Genomic DNA, 21,355 nt, shown 5'->3' on the forward strand with positions numbered 1-21,355 from the left:
ATAGGCGTTGAATCACATAACTACCCTATCGAGTGTAATTATACTAAGGAACATGAAAGGAAGTTCAAACATGAATGTAATACCCACAAATTTAAACGATCTCAAGGAAGACATCAGACACGCAAGCCCATCACGTTTACGATCGTATCAGATCCAACTAGAAGCCTACACCGCCTTTATTTCAGTATATGACGGCGTGAAAGGATCGACGGAAGAAAAGATCTACTCAGCTAACAAGATCATCAACGATCTATTTTTACTTGAGATGGACCAACTAGGCTACTACTTTGATCGTGAGTGTGCAGAAACAGCCAAGACAGGGCTAGAGTTTGCCTTGAATGAAAAATATAACGGTAAATTCGCTAAGAAAGTAAAACTACTACCGTCCATCATGCTAGTAAGTCACTACGGTTTTAGATCTATCATGAACCACCGCTTAGAAATGTTAGCAGACGGACACGACATTGACCCGTATACGATCTATTACATGAACCGCTTGCGTGGAAACATCACACTTAAAGGCTATCCAAGTTTCAAAGCGTTGCGTAACATACTTAAGATCGAATGTTTGACGGCGATCGAATACATCAAATCAGTAATAGCACCAATCAAATAAAACGCAAGGGATGCACTGGCTGACTGCTGGCATCCCTTTTAATTTATAGCGAAAAAGCCACGTCCCCACAAGTGGGCACGATCACCAAAGAAGACCGTAACCACAGTACACACATCAAGGGCGTAGTTATAAATACGATCTTACGACCGCCGAAAATTCAAACATGGACCTATCCCAAGATATTGGCATAAATTGCTCAGATTTGCTCAGGTCAAATGGTAGCAAATGGTAGCATAAAACGTTGGCAAATGTTGGCATAAATTGCTCGCAAATGCTCGCATAAAATGCTGACAAATGCTGACATCAAAACGTTATTAGCCACTAGCAATATACTAGTTATTACGCCAAAAAGTGTGCGTACTTTTTGCGTTTTTGTGTGCACCCTTTTTGGCTTTTTGTATGCACACCTTTTTTAAGCAAAAAAACACTATTTCAAAGCCTGTTAGAGCAACGGTAAAGGTACAAAAACCCTAAGAAAACCTAAGATAAAATGCTAGGAATTGATAGGATGAATTGCTGAAAAATGCTGAAATAAAATGTTGAGAATTGTTGAGGTCAAATGCTAACATTTGCTAACCTATTTTTTTGCCACAAGTAGCAACGTTGTAGAAAATATAGAGCTATGCAATTTCAGTTACACAACAAATCACAACCGTAGTTATAGTTACACTTGTTAGCCAGCGCCACGACTGGCGCTATAACTGGTTCACTTCCTGACGATCGGAGAAAATCGGAGTAAATGGCTACTTTTTTGATTGCTGAAATAAGCTAATATAAGCGTTCTAGCAGTGTTTTAACTTGCTTGAATGTAAATACCCTATCCGATTGCTAGCATTGCAGAAAATTGCAGGAAACACACTTTAAATAGCAATGACATCCCTAGCCCCTATTCATTGCTATAGCTGGGCTTAGTGGTGGTTATCTGACTAATTGCGATCGTGATTTTATGAAGTAATGAAATGTTGGAAAATGTTGGAAAAATGTGAGTGTAATACTCAGGTAAATTGTCGGAAATTGTCGGAGTAAAAACCTATATTGACGCCAAATACAGGCTATTGGGTGTTTATTGATGAAGTATTGACGATAATTGACCAAGAAACCTATAATACTGGCGTTTTTATTGATTATTTATTGGTGAAAATTAGCATTTTTCTAGTAAAAAGACTTGCTTTTATATACGTAATACCGTATAATATAAATATAAGGTTAAGGAGGTGAGGCAGTGCCACCGAGAAAAAGAAAAGAGCCGAAAATCATTTCAATAATCAAAACCATTAAGGACTTAGCCGAGTGGCTAGCATTCTTACTAGGACTAGCACAAGGCTTAGAATGGTTGATAGAAACGATTAAACGACTCTTAAACTAATAACTTAAGCGGTAGGGGAAAACTTGGACGGCTCCCCTACTGTTTAAGAGTACCATAATCGGGAGCACTTAGGAAATGGAAAACTTTATGAAATTTATCAGAAAAACCAAGCCTATTTTATTTAAATTACTAATTGCCTTACTGGTGATCGATGGTATCTTATGGATCATTTTAAAACTACTAGGCAAGTAAGGAGCTGACAGCATGGAAAAGAAAACAAGTGAAGCCCAAGCAAGAGCACGGGACAAGTGGAACGAAAAGAACAAAGCCAAGAAGAAAGTATATAGCTATCGATCATACACCCGCAAATTTATCAAAGAGATGGCGACGATCGATGACATTCAAGAAATTAAACAGCTACTTGCTGAGCGTGAGCAAGAATTGCAAGAATAACCAACTATAGGGATGCTCAAGGCGTCCCTTTTTTCGTATGACATCCCACACGATCGATTTTAAGCATCAGAACTAGGCAAATGGACACAGTTTACAGACATCAAACACCGTCCGAGTATGATTACACTAGACAGCATTTTAAAACGCTGAGAGTGGCTTTGTATTGACTCTCACGCATAAATAAATAGATCCACATTGTGACAGTTGCATATTATGCAATGCTCACGATCTAACAAGTTCGCTATCGTTCAAAGCGACAGCGAAGCGGTATATTATCCGTGGTCGTTTCAAACGACCTCAAGAAGTGAGTCAATCATATTGACCGAGTTTGTAAAACCTGAAAAAACCTGAGCTAAAAGTCTGTATTTACCCGAGGTCAACCATATTGACCACGAAACAGGTTATTTAATGCTTTGGGTCGTTCCAAACGACCTTAATTTATAATCACGATACAAGCTATTTTAAGCATGTTATAAGCTCCATTTGATATAATCAGTAGAATTATACTAGAATAGTGTTAAACGTCTTAGAACGCTTTTTATAGCGTGATAGAGTAATACCCCAAATTATAGAGCTTGTAACAGCTTGATACAGTTAGGAGCGTTGGACATGATGAAACTTGACCCACCAGACACCAGAGAAGTAGACTACAGCAAAACACGCAATAACGTTACTAACTGGTTTGATACAGAGTATAGCAAGTATCAGCGATTAGCAAACATCCCAGTTATTTCAAGCGTACGCTTATCATTAGCACCCAAAGGAACAGCAAGCGCCAATAGTGTGGAAGATATGAACGTAAACAGAGCCAACGCCAAGCAAGTTTTAGAGTTCGTGGAAGCCGTGATCAATAGTCTAGGCGATTATAAACCTTTTTTAGAAGCACGATACATCAAGAAATTACAAACGTGGCAAATTGAAGAACGCTTAGGCTTTGGGCATACTCAAACGCAAAATAGAATTAGAAAAGCCTGTGCCCTATTTGCTCAAACCATGGACATGACAGCAGGCACAGCGCTCACAGCCTACAAACATTAGGAGTGGTCCCACTTGTTAAAATTTATTATCATTCTTGCGATCGTTACAGCGATCAACGTTTATTTAAAACGCCGTCATTGGTATTCTAGGTTTTACATCAAGCACCTATCCAGCAGGCACGACCTGCAACGCCTTAGCTTGATGATCGATAAAAGACTTAAGGAGTTAGACGATGAAAGATAAGTCACCAGTTGAACAGTTAGTTTTAGAGCTATGTTTTTGTATACCCAAAAAGGGATGCACTAGCTTAGTTGCTGGTACATCCCTTATTGATCATTCTACTGAATGGCTATATGATGAAATCGTTTGAAAAAATGCTATAAAATACTTGTTTTCATATGAAATTTAATACATAATATGGACATGGTCAAAGATAAAGGCTAGCTACCTTTTGAATTGGTCTAGTGGAGTATTGAAACATAAAGCACGCCTATTCAACTAATCCATAACGTTAGGCGGTGAGTTTATGAAATTCAATACAGAAAGGAATAGCGCTTTTGCTTACGTTGTTGATCGTGCTTGTGCTAAGACTGGATAAGATTATCCTAGCTTGCACAGAAGCATATAAGACAATCAAAAAAGCTAACCGCCATAAATAGCAGTTAGCTAGCAAAACATGTTTCTTTAATCCACGTTCAAGGGCTGGTAGTTGTGGGGACTATCAGTCCTTTATTCGTATCTAAGTATATTACATTTCAAACATCAATTCAAGCGTTAGGAGTGATCGCATGGAAAAATTACAATGGTTTGTCCTTGGGTTCGTATTAGCTTGGCAGTTGCCTAAGATCGTTGATAGCATTCAAGAAGCACGTAGGATCATCAAAGAAGCCAACGAAAAATACAACTAGGAGCATTCAAAGAATGGAATACATGGAAGTAATAGCGATAGTCTTATCGCTTATCTACCTAGGTTACTGCATTAAGATAGCCTATTGGATCATCAAAGACACAAACAAACGTTACAAGTAAGGAGATACACCACAATGCCAAGAAAGACATCACAAGCACAGTTAGACGCTTCTAACCGCTGGAATGAGAAGAACAAGGAGCGCAAATACTATCTTGCTAAAAGATCCATGGCCCGCAGTTATTGCCGTGTGGCTACTAAAGAAGATCTTGAAGCTTTGATCGAGTTTGCTAACGAACAAATGCAGGAGCGATTTAACTAGAAGGGATGCACGTTGTGACATCCTTTTTTACTGCACAAAAAAGCGCCCTGGCACGATCACCAAGACGCTTAAAAGGACCGTTCAAGCATGAACGATACTAAGAACGTTGAAGTATCCACTAGCATTATAACATAGCTAACAGCACAATAAAAAGCTCCTTGGCGCCCGTAGACGATCCAAAGAGCCGACTAGCCTATATCTTGTAATCATTATATCAAAAAAAGCCCCGCACAGAGAACGGGGCAGGCTTTCAAGAAGCTTTTAACGCATTAAGTAAGTTATAGGCGGGAACAACCTAGGCACATTATAACATGATAACAGCAAAAAACGCCCCGGAGTTCGGAGCGTTCAAAGGAGTTACCCAGCTAAACGTGAAATACAAAATTTTACTCATACAGCAATAGCACCAACCAATTATAGCACATATCAAAAAAACGTTAGATCACTCTAACGCTTAATATCGTGTATTATTTTAAACCACCTAACCCGTTTTTTGGGGTCTCCCTTGGGTCTCTTTCAAGGTCTCTTTTTGCCATTTTTTAGGTATCTTTTTTCAAATTTTAGTATTTTTGACATTTAAAAATCGCTTAACCACGGGGAAAAAACGCAACTTTGGCTATTCAGCATAATATTAACCAGCTTCAAAGTCAAGCCTATTTTAGTTTTTATTAGCCACTACGACCCCTAACAAGAAAAATACCAAAAGAAGCCATCAAAGCTTTAGTAACAAGCCTAAGAAGGCTAATAAGACCACACCTAAAATCACAAAGGCAAAGATCGCTATACATCCCCTAAGGGCACCATCAGTGACTTTAAAAAGTAACCATAGTACAAGTAATAATCCGAGAAATTTTAGCATTGATCCAAACTATCCAAAAATTCTAAAGCTTTAGCATAATTTGGTTCATCCGATTGTTCTGTCAATAATTCTTGATAGAGAACTTTGCCTTCAGTATCGACGATCCAAATACTGCGTGCATCGATTCCTTTTTCTTCAACATATAATCCCATAGCTTTACCAAATTCAGCCGTGGCATCGGATAAAAGTTCAAGTTTGGCCACACCTTCAGCGGCACACCAATTCTTTTGTTGCTCTAAGGTATTGGTCGAGATCGTATAAAAATTAATATTATTGTAATTATCAACTTCTTGATTGAAACGTTTTGTCGAGATGCTGCAAACACGGGTGTCGATATCAGGTACGACACTGATCAAACTTACCTTAGTAAAAAGCTGCGTTCCAGTTTTAACGGTATCAGCTGCATCTTTTACAGTAAACGCAGGCAATTTTTCACCGACTTTTACGGGAGTTCCATTTGTTTTTGTTGCAACACCATGAAAAAGAATTTCCATTTTAAAATACCTCCAACATTTAAATTACTTCTATTTAAACATACTGGTACTAGAAAGCAAATTTTTTGCTTGATCTATGTAATTCTGCGCAAATTTATTATTGCTGTAGACATGGTAATTTTTATTGACAAGTTACAATTTGCAGATATTTTTTATTTTCTTTTAAAACTTATCTCGTAATTAGTTGAAATACCGCCCCTTTTAGTAATGTGTATCATTCATGGTAATATATGTCATCTGAATACTTGTTAAAAATGTATTCCTTGGTTTAATTATGATAATATAATAAATGTATTAAGGTATTTAAAAAATAAGATTAATATTTTTGCAGTTGAGCTTTCAACTTATAGCCTGAAAGCTGCTGAATATGTAAAACCAGAACAATTATTACGTGATTACAATATTCCAAAATAGGCTAAACGTTATATGGACTGGATTACATTAAAATAATGCTGGTCTAAGTTCGTTCAACTTTATTTATCCATCCATTTTTGTAAGCCCTATCATTTTTCGTTAAGTAATTTTTTGAAGTTTATATTTTAAGTAGATCATAGAGTTACATTTGACCAAAGAACTGATGTCGTAAAAAGCTGAAATAATAAAAAGGAGATTTACAATATGTATAAAAGTATTAAAACTATTAGTCTGCTACTTCTATCAGCCTTAACATTGGCTGGTTGCAGTAACACAGTTGATAATTCAAATAAATCAGCCTCGTCTTCCAGTGCTAAGGTAAAGAAAAATAGTTCTTCTCGAGATAACAAAAAGGTTACTGCTGGAGAACTTTTAAAAGTGGAACAATGGCATGATGATCCAACTAGTGGAAAAGTAACTTTAGAGCGAATCGTTTCACCAACAAATGCTGAAATTAACTACGGTCCCATGAACTTTAAAATTAAAAATATTAAGTTATTAAAATACGAGCCTAAAACAGACCAGCAAAAAGAACTTATTTCCACCACTTTTGATTCCGCCAACGTTACCTTACCATCATACGTTATTCAAGTAACTTATACATTAGATAATTCATCTGACTCTGAACTCCAGTTTAACGGTATAAAGTCATTAGTTCCGAATTATGGTCAACAGTTAAGTATGGGTAGTGGGTTGATTGATGAAGGTGTAGGATCTGCAATTGCTGCACATGCACATAAAGACGAGCATGCACAAGCACTTATTAATTCTGATGATGTTTCTAAACTAAATCAACTTACATTCAATCTAGACTCCATTGCTAACACCGACACCTTTGAAACAGTTGCTGACGCTCCTGAGTCATTAACTATCGATTTTAAATAAAACATAGTTCCCGTCCTCTGTGGCGGGTTTTAAAACTAAAATGGACTCTAAAACACAAGTCGAATCATCACTTCACTAGTAGCGATATGATCTTAGCCCTAGCCACAAAACCTATGAACAAATATACACAAAAAAACATCTGATAATCACCAGATGGTTTTCATATTTCCTCTGTGGGGGACATTTGGTGGGCATAACAGCCCTAACCCCTTGACATAACAGGTATATTTAAGGAGAGTACAGGATTTGAACCTGCGCGCCGGTATTAGCCGGTTCGCCGGATTTCGAGTCCGGTGCATTACCACTCTGCCAACTCTCCATAACAAAGAATATTATAGCAACTTCACTTTTAAATTGCAACAATATTCAAAAAAATATATACTTAAAATTCTATTTTTATTCTTTCAATTCTAAACTCAGTATCTAAAAATAAAATTCCTTAGCTCCCACCAAACATATTCGAAGCCATTTTTTAGCCACCAATAACCATCCCCAATTCTGTTGATCACTCTTTGTTCCAAATTGACCTTGATGATATCGATCTCTTTGACCTGGGTCTCAGTGATCGTTTTGGTCGGAAAAGTAACGACACACCTCCGCTCGCGCTTTTTAGTCAAGACGATTCCCCAAGTACCATCTGGTGTATCTTCTGGAAGCGCAAACCCAAAAACATGACCACTTACCCACTTCCCATCTGCTAAGATTATCCGTATATATCTGTCCATATACTTCTCTAAATACTCCGGTACCATACTATTTTCCCCCAAACTATATTGATATGGTCCCCATTTTCCTTCTTTTTAGTAAGATACACAAGAGCTTTGGACAATTTCTTAGCAAACTACTATTATCTATAAGTTTTAAATACAAAAAAAGCATCATTGCTGATGCTTTAAAATGATCATTTTAACTTACTGCTTGCAATGTTGCCTGTAAATATTGGCCCACATAACCATCATTATTGAAGTTTTCTTCAAGTTCATCCAACGAGACCATCTCACTTTTAGTGAAATCATCTGGCAACTGCTCCAATAAATTTTTATGTACATGCTCGATATGATGGCGCGTGATCTTGATAAATTCCGAGTAAAATAAGAGATTGACCTTATAATCAGGTTTTGATAGACCTGTATTGGGAAAATGATACGTTACATTAAAACGCGTAAATTTTCCCTCATGAAATCTCACTTCTGGCCGTTCGACACGATCTTTGATATCGATTTTAGCTTTCACACACGGTAAAGCTGGTTGCCACAACTTAAAATATTGTGGATACCTAACATGAACTAAATAAATATCTTTTCGTTGTTGATCTACATAAAAAACGTTATTCAACGTCAACTCATATAGTTTCAACTCTGTTTCCTCCCATTTTTCAATGTGATAATTATCTTAATATGGATCACTAAATTATGCAAATCAAAAAATAGCATTGTTAAGCCTTACATCCCTAACAATACTATCTTATCTGCTATTTGATTATTTCATGGATCAACGGAACAGCATTAGTCTTCTCACCGATCTCGATATTATCTAAGATCAATTTTTCAACTTGCTCAATGTCTTTTTGATCACTATAGACGGTCACTAGCTCCTCATCTTTTTCAACCCGATCACCGACTTTTTTGTGCAAGCGTAGACCGACCGCATAATTGATCGTATCTTCTTTACTTTGACGACCACCGCCAAGTAGCATACTTGCCACCCCTAATTCATCAGCAGTCATTTTAGAAATATAGCCTGCCTTAGGAGCTTTGATCGTGATCTGATATTTTGCCTGTGGCATCAAACTATAATCATCGATGATATTGCGATCGCCACCTTGCGCTTCGATCATATCGCCAAATTTTTCAAGAGCTTTACCGTTGACTAAAACTTCGATCAGCATTTCGCGTGCTTGCTCTAAAGTTTCTGCTTTTCCAGCTAAAACTACCATCTGACTTCCTAATGTTAAGACAAGATCAGTGATGTCTTTAGGTCCATTACCCTTTAAGATCTTGATCGACTCTTCGATCTCAAGCGTATTTCCGATCGTATTGCCTAATGGTTGATTCATATCAGAGATAACTGCCATACAACGCATTCCCACGTTTTTACCGATCTCGACCATCGCTTGTGCTAAGGCCTTAGCTTTCTCTTGGGTCTTCATGAATGCACCTGAGCCCGTCTTAACATCTAAGACCAACGCATCAGTGCCAGAAGCGATCTTCTTACTCATAATGGAACCAGCGATCAATGGGATCGAATCGACCGTTGCAGTAACGTCACGTAAAGCATATAATTTCTTATCTGCGGGCGCGATATTGCCGGTAGCACTGATGATCGCCAAGTTGATATCTTTAACTTGCTGGATAAATTCAGCTTCACTGAGTTCGACCTTAAATCCTGGTATCGCTTCCAATTTATCTAATGTTCCTCCAGTATGTCCCAGACCACGACCCGAGATCATCGGGATCGGAATATCTAACGCAGCGATCATCGGAGCTAAAGGGATACTGGTCTTGTCCCCCACACCACCAGTTGAGTGTTTATCGACCTTGATACCTGGGATCAGCGACAAGTCGACCTCATCACCTGAATGCAACATCTCTAAAGCAAAGGTTGCTTGTTCCTTAGCTGTCATCCCATTGAAATATGTTGCCATCAAAAAAGCACTAGCTTGATAATCTGGGATCTCGCCTTTAGTATAACCCTCGATAAAAGTGTGTAGCTCTTCTTTTGTCAATTCTGCTCCATTACGTTTGCGTTCGATAATATCTACCATTCGCATTGTAGCTCCCACCTTTCTACGCTTTAATTTGTGAAACTGTAGCTTCGAGCGCAACTTTCACCATATCGTTGAATGATCGTTCACGCTCAGACGCTGGTGTTGACTCGCCACTTATAATATGGTTACTGATCGTCAAAACAGCTAAAGCCCTTACATTATACTTTGCTGCGATCAGATATAGGCCTGCTGCTTCCATCTCAGCCCCTAGCACCTTGTATTGGATCAATTTTTCCCGATCGATCTCATCATTATAAAAACGATCCTCTGAGATGATATTACCGACCTTAACTGCGATCTGCTCTTTTTTAGCTGCAGCATATGCATGATCGAGCAAACTAAAATCAGCTGTAGGCGCATAATAAAGACCACTGCCAAAAGTATTTTGAATGATGGCCGAATCAGTCGTTGCCGATTGCGCTAAGATGACATCTCTAACTTTTATTTCGGGTGCCATTCCACCGCATGTGCCGACACGGATCAAGATCTCACACTCGTAGTAATTGATCAACTCTTCGGCATATATCAAAGTTGAGGGGATCCCCATCCCTGTTCCTTGGACCGAGATCTTTACGCCTTTATAAGTTCCTGTATAACCCAATGCATTACGAACTGTATTGTAACAGATCGGATCTTCTAAAAACGTTTCGGCAATATGTTTGGCCCGTAAAGGATCACCTGGTAGCAAAACGATCTTAGCAATATCACCTTTCTTGGCTTCAATATGTTCACTCATCTTAATTCCTCCGTAAATCGGCTAAAAAACTCTTACCGTCCGTTTTATTTGGTAGCGCAAAATTATCTAAGATCGTTGCACCTAGATCAGCATAAGTATCGCGGATCCCTAACGAACTACCCTTAGAAAAACTTGGTGAGTAAGCTAATAAAGGCACATACTCACGGGTATGATCGGTCCCTTTAAATCCAGGATCGTTACCATGATCAGCTGTGATCAGCAATAGATCGTCAGCTTGTAAATTCTCCAGTAGCTCACCCAAACGTTCATCAAATGCTGCCAACGCTTTACCATAGCCTTCACGATCACGGCGATGACCATACATCGCATCAAAATCGACCAAGTTCGTAAAACACAGACCTGTAAAATCTGTTTTAGCAACTTCGATCGTCTTAGTCATCCCGTCATCATTACTTTCAGTGTGGATCCCCGTATCGATCCCTTTACCTGAAAAAATGTCGTTCGTTTTCCCAACTCCGATAACTTCAAAGCCAGCTTGACCCAACATATCCAGGACTGTATCTTTTGGAGGGACTAACGTAAAGTCATGGCGGTCAGACGTTCGTTTAAATTCGTTTTTATCTTTGCCAACATAAGGACGCGCAATAATACGCCCGATGTGATATTCATCGATCGTTATTTCTCTAACATATTTACAGATCCGATATAACTCATCGAGTGGGATGATCGCTGTATTAGCTGCGATCTGTAAGACCGAATCACCTGAGGTATACACGATCAAGGCCCCAGTTTCTAACTGTTCCTCACCGTATTTAGCGATCACTTCAGTCCCCGAGATCGGACGATTGACGATCACTTTACGTCCACTAAATCCTTCGATCGCCTTGATCAAGGGTTCGGGGAATCCGTTAGGGAAAAAGCCCAGTGGTTCAGTAACTGGCAAGCCCATCATTTCCCAGTGACCGTCCATACTATCTTTTCCAGCCGAGATCTCTTGCATCTTACCATAGTAAGCTAGTGGGGTTTCAACTGGTAAAACACCTGTTAATGGCGAATCAGCCCGAATATTGCCCAAACCTAAAGCCGTTAAATTAGGTAATTTTAATTCACCATTCCAATAAGAAGTGATGTGGCCTAGAGTATCAGAGCCTTCATCATCAAATTTAGCCGCATCTTTAGCAGCACCGATCCCTACTGAGTCGATCACTAATGTAAATACACGTTTAAATCGCATTCCATTCACACCCTAACTATTAACGATCTTGATCCCTGCACTTGCACCTAAACGTGAAGCTCCAGCCTCGATCAAGGCTAAAGCTTCTTCTTTGGAATGGATACCGCCAGAAGCTTTAACACCGATATCTGGTCCAACAGTCTTTCGCATCAATTCAATATCAGCTACTGTTGCGCCACCAGTCGAAAAACCAGTGGATGTTTTAACGTAGTCAGCTCCAGCTTCTTTTGACAATTCACAAGCTTTGATCTTTTCTTCATCGGTCAATAAGCAAGCTTCAATGATCACTTTGACCAATTTATTTTCTGCATGACACGCATCAACTACTGCTTTGATGTCTGCTTTGACCGCATCGTAATGTTTAGCCTTTAGCTCGCCGATATTTAACACCATATCAAGCTCATCGGCTCCATCAGCGATCGCTTCTTTAGCTTCACTGACTTTGATACTGGTCTTATTAGCGCCCAAAGGAAAACCGATCACTGTACAGACTTCAACGTCACTATCAGCTAAACCCTGAGCTACTTTTTTGACCCAATATGGATTGATACAGACTGACGCAAAGCCATATTCTAACGCTTCAGAAATTATCTTTTCTACTTGTTCTTCGGTTGCATTTGGTGCCAAGATCGTGTGATCGATATATTTTGCTAGATCCATAACTAATTCCTCCAAAAATATAAATTTTATATTATGAATACGCTTACAATATAACATTTAACTAATACCCTTGTAAAATAAACAGCTTAATTTTTAGGAAAAATTACTGAATATTTTATTTTTAAAAAAACGAACTAACTAATGAGATAAAACCACCAATGAGTAAGATCGCTAGGACAAACATCATTTCAACCAAACGCTCTAAAAAGTGGAAAAACCAACCAACAGATCAGGACGTTGTTATCTATCGATGGTCTTTTAACCAGTCATAGATAATGCTTGATACTAGATTGACTAGAATAGCCAAAATCAAGTTAAAAAATGCAGATAGCACTACATCTCACCGCTGTCACATTGACAATTACTATTTTTTCGTTTATTCTTTATGCGTAGATATCACGAAGCTTCACTGTCTCATTGCAAGATGGCTTCTTGCGAACCAGTTTTACCTTCTGCCCTATTTGTCAGAAGGTAATTTTTTTATGTAAAATGTCCTGCTAAGAAGCTAATATTTTCAATATAGTCCAAAAACTGATGACATTAAAAGCTGATTACATATAGTAAGGGATGGTATATTGAAAAAAATTTATATTAAGCTAGGAGTTTCGAGCTTATCTCTCCTACTACTTGCTGGATGCACTAATAATTCTAACAACAAATCAAGTACAAGTAGTCACAAAGCTAAATCTGAACGATTAGCAAAAGAGGCTTCTAAAGAGAAAGCTATAAGTAAGCGTAAAGCCTCCGAAAGTAAGATGAAAGCCGAGAGCAAATCAAGGTCTAAAGCCGAAAATGAAACTAAAAGGGCTTCACAACAATCTCAAATTGCCTCGCAGCAAGTAACATATTCTAGTTCTCAACAGAACTATTCTCAAGCTTCCAATAGTACTCCTCAGCAAGCTAAATCACAAAGCCAGTTAAATCAAGAAAATGGGTACGATCCTCAAGGCAACCAAGTTATGCCCGGTCAAGACCATGCTCCTGGCACTGATGTATATGGAAATCCTGATCCTTGGGTGCAAGATCAAATTGAATGGGCTAAGCAAAATGGCTATCTTAATCAGGATGGAACGCCAACTGAAAAAGGAAAACAAGCAGATGCAGAAGCTAATGCTAATGCCGATCCTAATGACACTGGTGACCCAAACAATTAATTCAAACAGAACTAAAAAGATATAATGTCTGCTTAGAGTTACAACTACGGTCGATGTTTATGCATATCTGATCGACGAATATGAAGAAAAATGATATAACGATCACCTCAAAATTGGATGATCTTGCGGGGTGATCATCACCCTCCCATTACCCTTTTCTTACTACAACTTACTGTTTTTAACGATTTCTCCCAAATAACAAAAAGGCAAAACGCTGATATAACAACGTTTTGCCTTTTTTATACGGTAATTAACTTCATTTGATATGATCCGGGTGAGATTCGAACTCACGACCTACGGTTTAGAAGACCGTTGCTCTATCCAACTGAGCTACCAGACCATCGCAACGAAATTAATTATACCGTTTTTTTATAACTAAAGTCAATCATTTTCAGATAAAATTTATAAATCTTTATCTTGTGATCTTATTCATTTTTTAGTGCCTTGACTAAGCGATCTAAGAAGTTTCCTTCATCAGCAACTTCATCACCAGAAGCTTCTGCAAAAGCCTTCAAAGCGATCTTTTGTTGTTTATTTAAGCTCTTTGGTGTTTGAACTTTCACTGTAACACGCTCATCACCATTGCCTGTGCCATGCAATCTCGGTGCACCTTTACCACGTAAACGGAATGTTGTTCCCGTTTGCGTTCCAGCTGGGATCTTCAACTTAACATCCCCGTGGACAGTCTTAACTGGGATCTCAGCCCCTAAAGTAGCTTGCACAAAGGTGATCGGTTGCTCTAAATAGATCTCAGAGCCATCACGCTTGAAAGTATCACTTGGCGCAACATTAAAGACGATAAATAGATCGCCGTATGGTCCACCATTTACCCCAGCTTCACCTTGGCCTTGTAAGCGCATTTGATTGCCATCTTCGACCCCTGCTGGTACTTTGACTTCAACTGCATGTTTCTTGCGGATATGGCCGGAACCATGACATGTAGTACACTTTTCTTTGATCTCTTTTCCGGTACCACCACAGACATCACATTCTTGTTGAGTCATGATACGACCAAGTGGCGTTTGGCGCTCAACTTGGACAAAGCCACGGCCACCACAGTGTGAACAGGTCACAGGTGAAGTTCCTGGTTTAGCACCGGTACCGTTACATGTGTCACAATCTTCTTCACGAGTATATTCAATTTCAGTCGTCTTGCCAAAAATTGCTTCTTCAAAGGTCAAGTTCATCTCATATTGCAGATCACGGCCTTGACGTGGTGCTGTTCGTGAACGGCTAGTACCGCCACCACCAAAGAATGAACTGAAAATATCGTCAAATCCACCGAAGCCACCTTCAAAGCCGCCACCAAAGCCTTGACCAGCACCGCCAAAGCCTTGAGCTCCAGTCGAGCCAAACTGATCAAATTGAGCCTTTTTCTGTGGGTCACTTAAAATCTCATAAGCATCGTTTACCTCTTTGAACTTTTCTTCTGCCCCAGCTTCATGGTTCAAGTCAGGGTGATACTTCTTCGATAGTTTACGATAAGCGCGCTTGATCTCATCAGCAGATGCATCTTTGGAAATACCTAAGACATCATAAGGATTCTTTTCCATGTTTCTCCTCCAAATAATTGGTTATTTGCCGTGCAATTACACTTAAATTTAGATTAACATAACTGCTTAAAAATAAAAAGCCAAAGTCCACAAAGGGCCTTTGACTTTTCATTTAGCCATTGTAACGATTATTTATCGTCAGGATCGACTTCTTTAAAGTCGCCATCTACTGTGTTATCATCAGCTGCGTTGTTGTCGCTAGCAGATGCACCATCAGCTTGAGCTTGGCCTTGAGCTTGTTGTGCTTGTTGGTAAAGTTTGACTGACATGTCTTGGATGATCTTTGTCAAATCATCTTTCTTAGCTTTCATGTCTTCAACGTTGTTTTCTTCTTGAGCTTTCTTCAATGCATCACGTGCATCTTCAGCTTTCTTCACTTCGTCATCAGACACTTTGCCCTTGATCTCTTCTAACGTCTTATCTGTTTGGAAGAGCAATTGATCTACTTCGTTACGTAGATCAACTTCTTCTTTACGCTTCTTGTCAGCTTCTTCGTTTTCCTTAGCTTCCTTGACCATACGATCGATCTCTTCATCGGATAGACCAGATGAACTCTTGATCGTGATCTTTTGTTCTTTGTTAGTGCCGAGATCCTTAGCAGACACATTTACGATACCGTTCTTGTCGATATCAAATGTAACTTGGATTTGAGGAACACCACGTGGAGCTGCTGGAATATCCGTCAATTGGAAACGACCTAAAGTCTTGTTGTCAGCTGCCATTGGACGTTCACCTTGTAAAACGTGAATATCAACGGCTGGTTGGTTATCAGCGGCAGTTGAGAAGACTTGTGACTTAGATGTTGGGATCGTTGTATTGCGATCGATCAATTTTGTAAAGACGCCACCCATTGTTTCGATACCAAGTGATAATGGTGTAACATCAAGTAAAACAACGTCTTTAACATCACCTGTGATGACCCCACCTTGGATAGCTGCCCCTAAAGCAACAGCTTCATCAGGGTTGACAGATTCGTTTGGTGTATGGCCAGTTTCAGCTTTAACAGCTTCTTTAACTGCAGGGATACGTGTTGAACCACCAACTAAGATAACTTCATCGATGTCAGCATTTGTTAAACCAGCATCTTGTAAAGCATTACGTACAGGGATCTTAGTTCTTTCGATCAAGTCATGTGTCAATTCATTGAACTTAGCACGTGTTAAAGTTGTTTCTAAGTGCAATGGACCTGCTTCACCTGCTGTGATAAATGGCAAGGAGATCTGTGCAGAAGTTACACCAGAAAGGTCTTTCTTAGCTTTTTCAGCAGCATCTTTGAGACGTTGCATTGCCATCTTATCAGTTGAAAGATCGATACCATGTTCTTTCTTGAATTCTGCAACTAACCAATCGATGATCTTGTTATCAAAGTCATCCCCACCAAGGTTTGTATCACCGTTTGTGGAAAGTACTTGGAAGACACCATCGCCAAGTTCAAGGATGGAAACGTCAAATGTACCACCACCAAGGTCAAAGACTAAAACTTTTTCATCTTTGTCTTGCTTGTCCAAACCGTAAGCTAAAGCAGCTGCGGTTGGTTCGTTGACGATACGTTCAACTTTCAAACCAGCGATCTTACCAGCATCTTTAGTAGCTTGACGTTGTGAGTCATTGAAGTAAGCTGGAACTGTGATAACAGCTTGAGTAACTTCTTCACCTAAGTAGCTTTCAGCATATTCTTTGATGTATTGCAAGATCATTGCTGAAATTTCTTGTGGTGTGTATTCTTTACCTTCAATATCTACTGTATAACCTGCTTCACCCATGTGACGTTTGATCGAGCTGATCGTATTTGGGTTAGTGATTGCTTGACGTTTAGCCACTTCACCGACTTGAGTTTCACCGTTTTTAAATGAAACAACAGATGGAGTTGTCCGGTTACCTTCTGGATTTGTAATAATTTTTGCTTCTTTACCTTCAAGAACAGCAACTGCTGAGTTAGTTGTCCCAAGGTCAATACCAATGATTTTTGACATTAAAAATTCACCCTTTTACAAAATTATTGTGCGACAACGACCATTGCTGGACGTAAGACGCGATCTTTTAACATATAGCCCTCTTGTAAGACTTGGACGATCGTTTCAGGCGTTTGCCCTTCTTCGACCGGTACTGACTTGACCGCTTGATGTTTCGTCGGATCAAATTCTTCACCTAACGAAGCGATCCTCGTCACGTCATTACTTTGCAAGGCCTTATCGAGATCTCTTGCAACGATCTCGATCCCTTGCTTGAGCTGTTTAGAACCAACATCTTCAACTTCTGTTTGCAAGGCACGTGTCAAGTTATCAACAACTGGTAAAATATCACGTGCTAGATCTTGTCCTTCATAACGAAGAAGTTGTTCTTGTTCTTTTTTTAAACGCTTAGTCATATTCGCCATTTCCGCTTCTGAACGGTAGTAGCGATCTTCTAATTCATCATATTTTTTTTGCAGTTCAGCTAACTGATCAGTCAAAGCTGTGACTTCATCGACAGCTTCTTCTTTCTTTGGATCATCCACTGAATCATTCTTTACTTCAGTTTCATCCGGTGCTGTTTGCTCTGCTGCAGCATTTTTGATCTCTTCTTCTGCCACATCAACACCCCTTTTCTTATAAAATTAATTTAAAACTTTTGATAATAATCGTTTATCCTCTTAGTTAGTTCATCACGGAAAACCGTGATCAGACCAATCATCTTTGAATATGGCATATTTGTCGGACCTAGGATCGCGATCGTCCCCTGTCCATGGTTGCCGTCATCAAAAGTAGCAGAGATCAAGCTATAATTTTGTAGCAAAGTGCTTGGTAGTTCATCACCTAACTTGACGGAGATCCCATCTTTAGATGAGTCCACCAAACTGCCGATCCCTTGAGTATGATCAACTAGAGAATATAGCGACTTTATCTGTTCAAGTGAGGCATCTTTGGAAAAATCCAAAAGATTCATCTTCCCCCCTACATAAACCTGTTCCTTAGCTACACGGTTCAAGATATTACCAAAAACATCAATGAAACCAGCCGGTTGATGTAAGTAACGGTTCAAAAGGGGCAAACATTCATTAAGCCTGACGATCACCTGTCTCAGTGGTAGACCAACGACTTTATCATTGATCAGACGGATAACAGCTTCGAGTTCACTGCCACTTATCCCACTTGGCATCGTAAAAGTCTGACTCTCAACGGTACCGTCACTTGTTACCAAAATCACCATTACCTGTTGATTGCCAAGCTCTACAATTCTAAAACCTTCTAAGCGTAGATCTTTAGCTTCAGGTTTGAGCGAAATGGCAGTATAACTTGTCAAATCGGATAAGATCTTAGCTGAAGTAGCTAGGATCTCATCGATCTTCTGAAATTCATTTCCAAAAGAGTTGCGAATATCATGCAAAGCATCACGATCAAGCTCGCTAGGTTTCATCAAATTATCGACATAATATCGATACCCCTTAAGTGAAGGGATCCGCCCCGAACTTGAATGCTCCTTTGCAATATATCCTTGCTGTTCGAGAACCGCCATCTCATTGCGAATGGTCGCTGAACTCACATGGACCGGTAATTGTTGTTGTAAAGTCTTCGATCCGATCGGCTGACCCGCTTCTGTATAGTTGCGGATCACGGCTTCAAGGATCAATAACTGTCGCTCACTCAACACTACGATCACCTCTTTTAGCACTTAACACTATGGAGTGCTAAGTCAATTATTAATATACACAACTCTTAGCAATCTGTCAAGCAGAGTGCTAATTTTCATTTTGAACATTGAGTAATGCTTCAGAATGCCGTTTATCATCCTCTAATTGTACGACTAATTCAGCGATACTATTAAATTTCACCATCGGACGCAGATAATTTTTCCAATAGACCGTTACTTTTTTGCCATAGACCATCGCCGAAAAATCAAAGAGATTTACTTCTAATGTCTTAGCTAGATCAGCACCAAAAGTTTCATTATGACCGATCGAAGCCATCCCTTGATATCGTTTGCCATCCAATTCTACTTCAACAGCATAGACTCCCACTGCTGGCAATTGTTTAGCAAGACTCGTTTCGATGTTCAAAGTTGGAAAACCTATCTGGCGCCCGCGTTCAAAACCATGCACCACCGTCCCAGTCGTTTGGTAATCATAGCCTAAATAGTGGGCTGCAAGTCCGACTTTGCCACTCGCCAAAGCTTCCCTGATCCCAGTCGAACCAACTTTTTCATCTTCTTTTAGTAACTCGACAGTCTGGATCTCGAATCTATTTTTAGCATATTTAGGTAGATTTTTCATATTAGCGACCGTATGGGGACCATAAGTGTAATCACTGCCGGCTGTGATCCCTACCGCATTTAACCCCACGACATATTTATCGATAAATTCTTGAGGTTTTAAATAAGCAAGTTTTTCGTCAAATTTGACCACATAAGCAATATCTGCGCCAAATTTTTCAAATAGCGCTAATTTTTCGGTGATCGTCGTCAAATATTGGATCGTTTGTGGATCACGTTGCTGGAAAATAGCGCTGGGATGCCGATCAAAAGTCATCACTGCTAGCTTAGCACCCATTTTTTGAGCTTGCTGTTTAGCTGCTTTGATCACAGCTTGATGTCCGCGATGGACCCCATCAAAAAAGCCTAGTGCTAAGACGATCTTTCCCGGATAGATCTCACTTTTAGCATACGGTTCAGCTAATTCAATAACTTTCATCTCTGTTACCCTCTTTAAGTTAGATCAAGCATTTGTTCTGAACGAAAAACACCTTTTTTATCATCATAATAATAAAGCGCCCGTGCTTTATCGCCATACATCAACAAGATCTTCGTTGTCCTATCTTTAAAAATATTTGCTGGTAAAAAGCCCCCATTTTGGACCTTTTGCCACTGTTGTTCAGTCAAAATGACCTTAGGATAGCTTCGAAAAGCATATTCAAGTGGATAAAGGTAGTTTTCCAATTCTTCTGGCGTGGCATTAGCCAGCTGTTCGAGGGTCACACTCTGCTCTAGCTCAAAGCCCCCACTTTGCAAACGTGTCAGATCTGACATTACAGCTGGCACACCTAAGATTTCACCTAGATCTAACGCTAGCGTCCTTACATAAGTTCCTTTACCGCAGCCAACTTCAAAATAAAGCGTTTGTTGTTGTTTAGTTGCATCATAGGTGCTTGGCTTAGTCTGCTTAAAATAAGCGACTGTGATCTTTCTTTTAGGGCGTTCAACACTTTGCCCAGCACGTGCGTATTCGTAAAGTCGTTTACCGTTGACCTTGACTGCAGAATACATCGGTGGGATCTGAACTATCTCCCCCGTCAACTGTGCCATTGCTTGGTCGATCTGCTCCTGACTAAATGGTCGTTCGATAGCTTTTTTAGCAACAACTTCACCATCAAGATCTTCAGTTTCCGTTGAAAAACCTAAGATGATCTCACCTTTATAAACTTTTCCTGACGCCATCAAGTAATTAACTGCCTTGGTCGCTCTACCGATACAGATCGGTAAGACACCATCGACATTAGGATCAAGCGTACCACTATGACCAACTTTACGCGTTTTAAAAATTTTCCGGCATTTAAAAACTGCATCGTGGCTCGTCATACCACGATCTTTATTCAAAGGAAGGATCCCGTCCATCTTTTACCTCTCTTTTCTAAAAAAAGAAGCTAGAAAAATTTTTCCAGCTTCTTTTTATCTACACATAATTTTTAAATCATGATCGATCAATAAGGATTACTTTCTTGCTGGTGTAGCTTACTTAAAAGCTCATCGATATGATCACCGTAACGCACTGATTCATCCCGTTCAAATTTAATTTCAGGCGTTACATAAATACGCAAGCGTTGACCCAATTCACGTCTGATCAAACCTGTTGCTTTATCTAAACCGATCTGTGTTTTTTCAGCGTCAGAAGCCAAATTAGATAATGTACTGTAGTAGATCGTTGCATGTTGCAAGTCACCTGTCACTTCTACGCCCGTGATCGTCACGCCTTGTACTCGAGGATCACGCACACGCTTAGTCAAAATATCATTGACTTCCCTTTGGATCTCTTGTGATAACCGACCCACACGATAATGTTGTGCCATTCAAATTCCTCCTCAAAT

General features: G+C 39.5%; 20 protein-coding genes and 2 tRNA genes. 6 read left to right on the forward strand and 16 right to left on the reverse strand.

Annotated elements, in window-relative coordinates:
• The first annotated feature begins 70 nt into the window (after positions 1 to 70).
• The 4 genes from GSR62_RS05305 (at position 71) to GSR62_RS05320 (ending at position 4,582) form a co-directional block, all read left to right on the forward strand.
• Positions 71 to 616, forward strand: a complete 546-nt coding sequence (locus GSR62_RS05305) for a hypothetical protein (RefSeq protein ID WP_066023964.1) — start codon at positions 71 to 73, stop codon at positions 614 to 616.
• A 1,570-nt stretch (positions 617 to 2,186) separates the two neighbouring features.
• Positions 2,187 to 2,375, forward strand: coding sequence for a hypothetical protein (locus GSR62_RS05310; RefSeq protein ID WP_066023965.1), 189 nt, complete (start codon positions 2,187 to 2,189; stop codon positions 2,373 to 2,375).
• A gap of 612 nt (positions 2,376 to 2,987) precedes the next feature.
• Positions 2,988 to 3,413: an ArpU family phage packaging/lysis transcriptional regulator gene (locus tag GSR62_RS05315; RefSeq protein WP_066024109.1), complete on the forward strand. Its 426-nt coding sequence runs from the start codon at positions 2,988 to 2,990 to the stop codon at positions 3,411 to 3,413.
• A gap of 983 nt (positions 3,414 to 4,396) precedes the next feature.
• The gene (locus GSR62_RS05320; protein WP_066023966.1) at positions 4,397 to 4,582 is read left to right on the forward strand and encodes a hypothetical protein; all 186 of its coding nucleotides are present in this window, start codon (positions 4,397 to 4,399) and stop codon (positions 4,580 to 4,582) included.
• Between the two features lie 852 nt (positions 4,583 to 5,434).
• Here GSR62_RS05320 and tpx read toward each other — a convergent pair.
• Positions 5,435 to 5,935, reverse strand: a complete 501-nt coding sequence (gene tpx, locus GSR62_RS05325; protein WP_066023967.1) for a thiol peroxidase — start codon at positions 5,933 to 5,935, stop codon at positions 5,435 to 5,437.
• Positions 5,936 to 6,553: 618 nt separating this feature from the next.
• Between tpx and GSR62_RS05330 the strand changes: the two genes are divergently transcribed.
• Positions 6,554 to 7,234, forward strand: a complete 681-nt coding sequence (locus GSR62_RS05330; protein WP_066023968.1) for a hypothetical protein — start codon at positions 6,554 to 6,556, stop codon at positions 7,232 to 7,234.
• 231 nt (positions 7,235 to 7,465) lie between these two features.
• On the opposite strand, the gene GSR62_RS05335 is transcribed toward GSR62_RS05330, so the two are convergent.
• From GSR62_RS05335 to deoC, 7 genes are all read right to left on the reverse strand, one after another.
• Positions 7,466 to 7,553 (reverse strand) — tRNA-Ser (locus GSR62_RS05335).
• Between the two features lie 97 nt (positions 7,554 to 7,650).
• Positions 7,651 to 7,986, reverse strand: coding sequence for a hypothetical protein (locus GSR62_RS05340; RefSeq protein WP_066023969.1), 336 nt, complete (start codon positions 7,984 to 7,986; stop codon positions 7,651 to 7,653).
• Positions 7,987 to 8,140: 154 nt separating this feature from the next.
• Positions 8,141 to 8,590, reverse strand: a complete 450-nt coding sequence (locus GSR62_RS05345; RefSeq protein ID WP_066023970.1) for a hypothetical protein — start codon at positions 8,588 to 8,590, stop codon at positions 8,141 to 8,143.
• Between the two features lie 115 nt (positions 8,591 to 8,705).
• Entirely contained in the window at positions 8,706 to 10,004 is a 1,299-nt protein-coding gene (locus GSR62_RS05350; protein ID WP_066023971.1) for a pyrimidine-nucleoside phosphorylase, read from the reverse strand.
• Positions 10,005 to 10,020: 16 nt separating this feature from the next.
• Positions 10,021 to 10,737: a purine-nucleoside phosphorylase gene (gene deoD, locus GSR62_RS05355; RefSeq protein WP_035448183.1), complete on the reverse strand. Its 717-nt coding sequence runs from the start codon at positions 10,735 to 10,737 to the stop codon at positions 10,021 to 10,023.
• Between the two features lies 1 nt (position 10,738).
• The gene (locus tag GSR62_RS05360) at positions 10,739 to 11,932 is read right to left on the reverse strand and encodes a phosphopentomutase (RefSeq protein WP_035448181.1); all 1,194 of its coding nucleotides are present in this window, start codon (positions 11,930 to 11,932) and stop codon (positions 10,739 to 10,741) included.
• Between the two features lie 12 nt (positions 11,933 to 11,944).
• Positions 11,945 to 12,592 (reverse strand): deoxyribose-phosphate aldolase, encoded by a 648-nt coding sequence (deoC, locus tag GSR62_RS05365; RefSeq protein WP_010689145.1) that lies wholly within the window; start codon positions 12,590 to 12,592, stop codon positions 11,945 to 11,947.
• A gap of 575 nt (positions 12,593 to 13,167) precedes the next feature.
• Here deoC and GSR62_RS09525 point away from each other — a divergent pair.
• On the forward strand, positions 13,168 to 13,746 hold the full coding sequence (locus tag GSR62_RS09525) for a hypothetical protein (protein ID WP_225362235.1): 579 nt from the start codon (positions 13,168 to 13,170) through the stop codon (positions 13,744 to 13,746).
• 266 nt (positions 13,747 to 14,012) lie between these two features.
• On the opposite strand, the gene GSR62_RS05375 is transcribed toward GSR62_RS09525, so the two are convergent.
• The 8 genes from GSR62_RS05375 to rbfA form a co-directional block, all read right to left on the reverse strand.
• A tRNA-Arg gene (locus GSR62_RS05375) sits at positions 14,013 to 14,086 on the reverse strand.
• Positions 14,087 to 14,171: 85 nt separating this feature from the next.
• Positions 14,172 to 15,299, reverse strand: a complete 1,128-nt coding sequence (gene dnaJ, locus GSR62_RS05380) for a molecular chaperone DnaJ (protein ID WP_010689147.1) — start codon at positions 15,297 to 15,299, stop codon at positions 14,172 to 14,174.
• A gap of 128 nt (positions 15,300 to 15,427) precedes the next feature.
• On the reverse strand, positions 15,428 to 17,272 hold the full coding sequence (gene dnaK / locus GSR62_RS05385) for a molecular chaperone DnaK (RefSeq protein WP_035448178.1): 1,845 nt from the start codon (positions 17,270 to 17,272) through the stop codon (positions 15,428 to 15,430).
• Positions 17,273 to 17,295: 23 nt separating this feature from the next.
• On the reverse strand, positions 17,296 to 17,871 hold the full coding sequence (gene grpE, locus GSR62_RS05390; protein WP_035448176.1) for a nucleotide exchange factor GrpE: 576 nt from the start codon (positions 17,869 to 17,871) through the stop codon (positions 17,296 to 17,298).
• 29 nt (positions 17,872 to 17,900) lie between these two features.
• Positions 17,901 to 18,929, reverse strand: a complete 1,029-nt coding sequence (hrcA, locus tag GSR62_RS05395; RefSeq protein ID WP_066023972.1) for a heat-inducible transcriptional repressor HrcA — start codon at positions 18,927 to 18,929, stop codon at positions 17,901 to 17,903.
• A gap of 88 nt (positions 18,930 to 19,017) precedes the next feature.
• Entirely contained in the window at positions 19,018 to 19,965 is a 948-nt protein-coding gene (gene ribF, locus GSR62_RS05400; protein ID WP_035448173.1) for a riboflavin biosynthesis protein RibF, read from the reverse strand.
• 14 nt (positions 19,966 to 19,979) lie between these two features.
• Positions 19,980 to 20,885, reverse strand: a complete 906-nt coding sequence (gene truB / locus GSR62_RS05405) for a tRNA pseudouridine(55) synthase TruB (protein WP_066023973.1) — start codon at positions 20,883 to 20,885, stop codon at positions 19,980 to 19,982.
• An 86-nt stretch (positions 20,886 to 20,971) separates the two neighbouring features.
• Positions 20,972 to 21,337: a 30S ribosome-binding factor RbfA gene (rbfA, locus tag GSR62_RS05410; RefSeq protein WP_004047989.1), complete on the reverse strand. Its 366-nt coding sequence runs from the start codon at positions 21,335 to 21,337 to the stop codon at positions 20,972 to 20,974.
• Positions 21,338 to 21,355: the final 18 nt, after the last annotated feature.

It is taken from the genome of Ligilactobacillus animalis (assembly GCF_009933595.1).
Taxonomy (GTDB): Bacteria; Bacillota; Bacilli; order Lactobacillales; family Lactobacillaceae; genus Ligilactobacillus; species Ligilactobacillus animalis.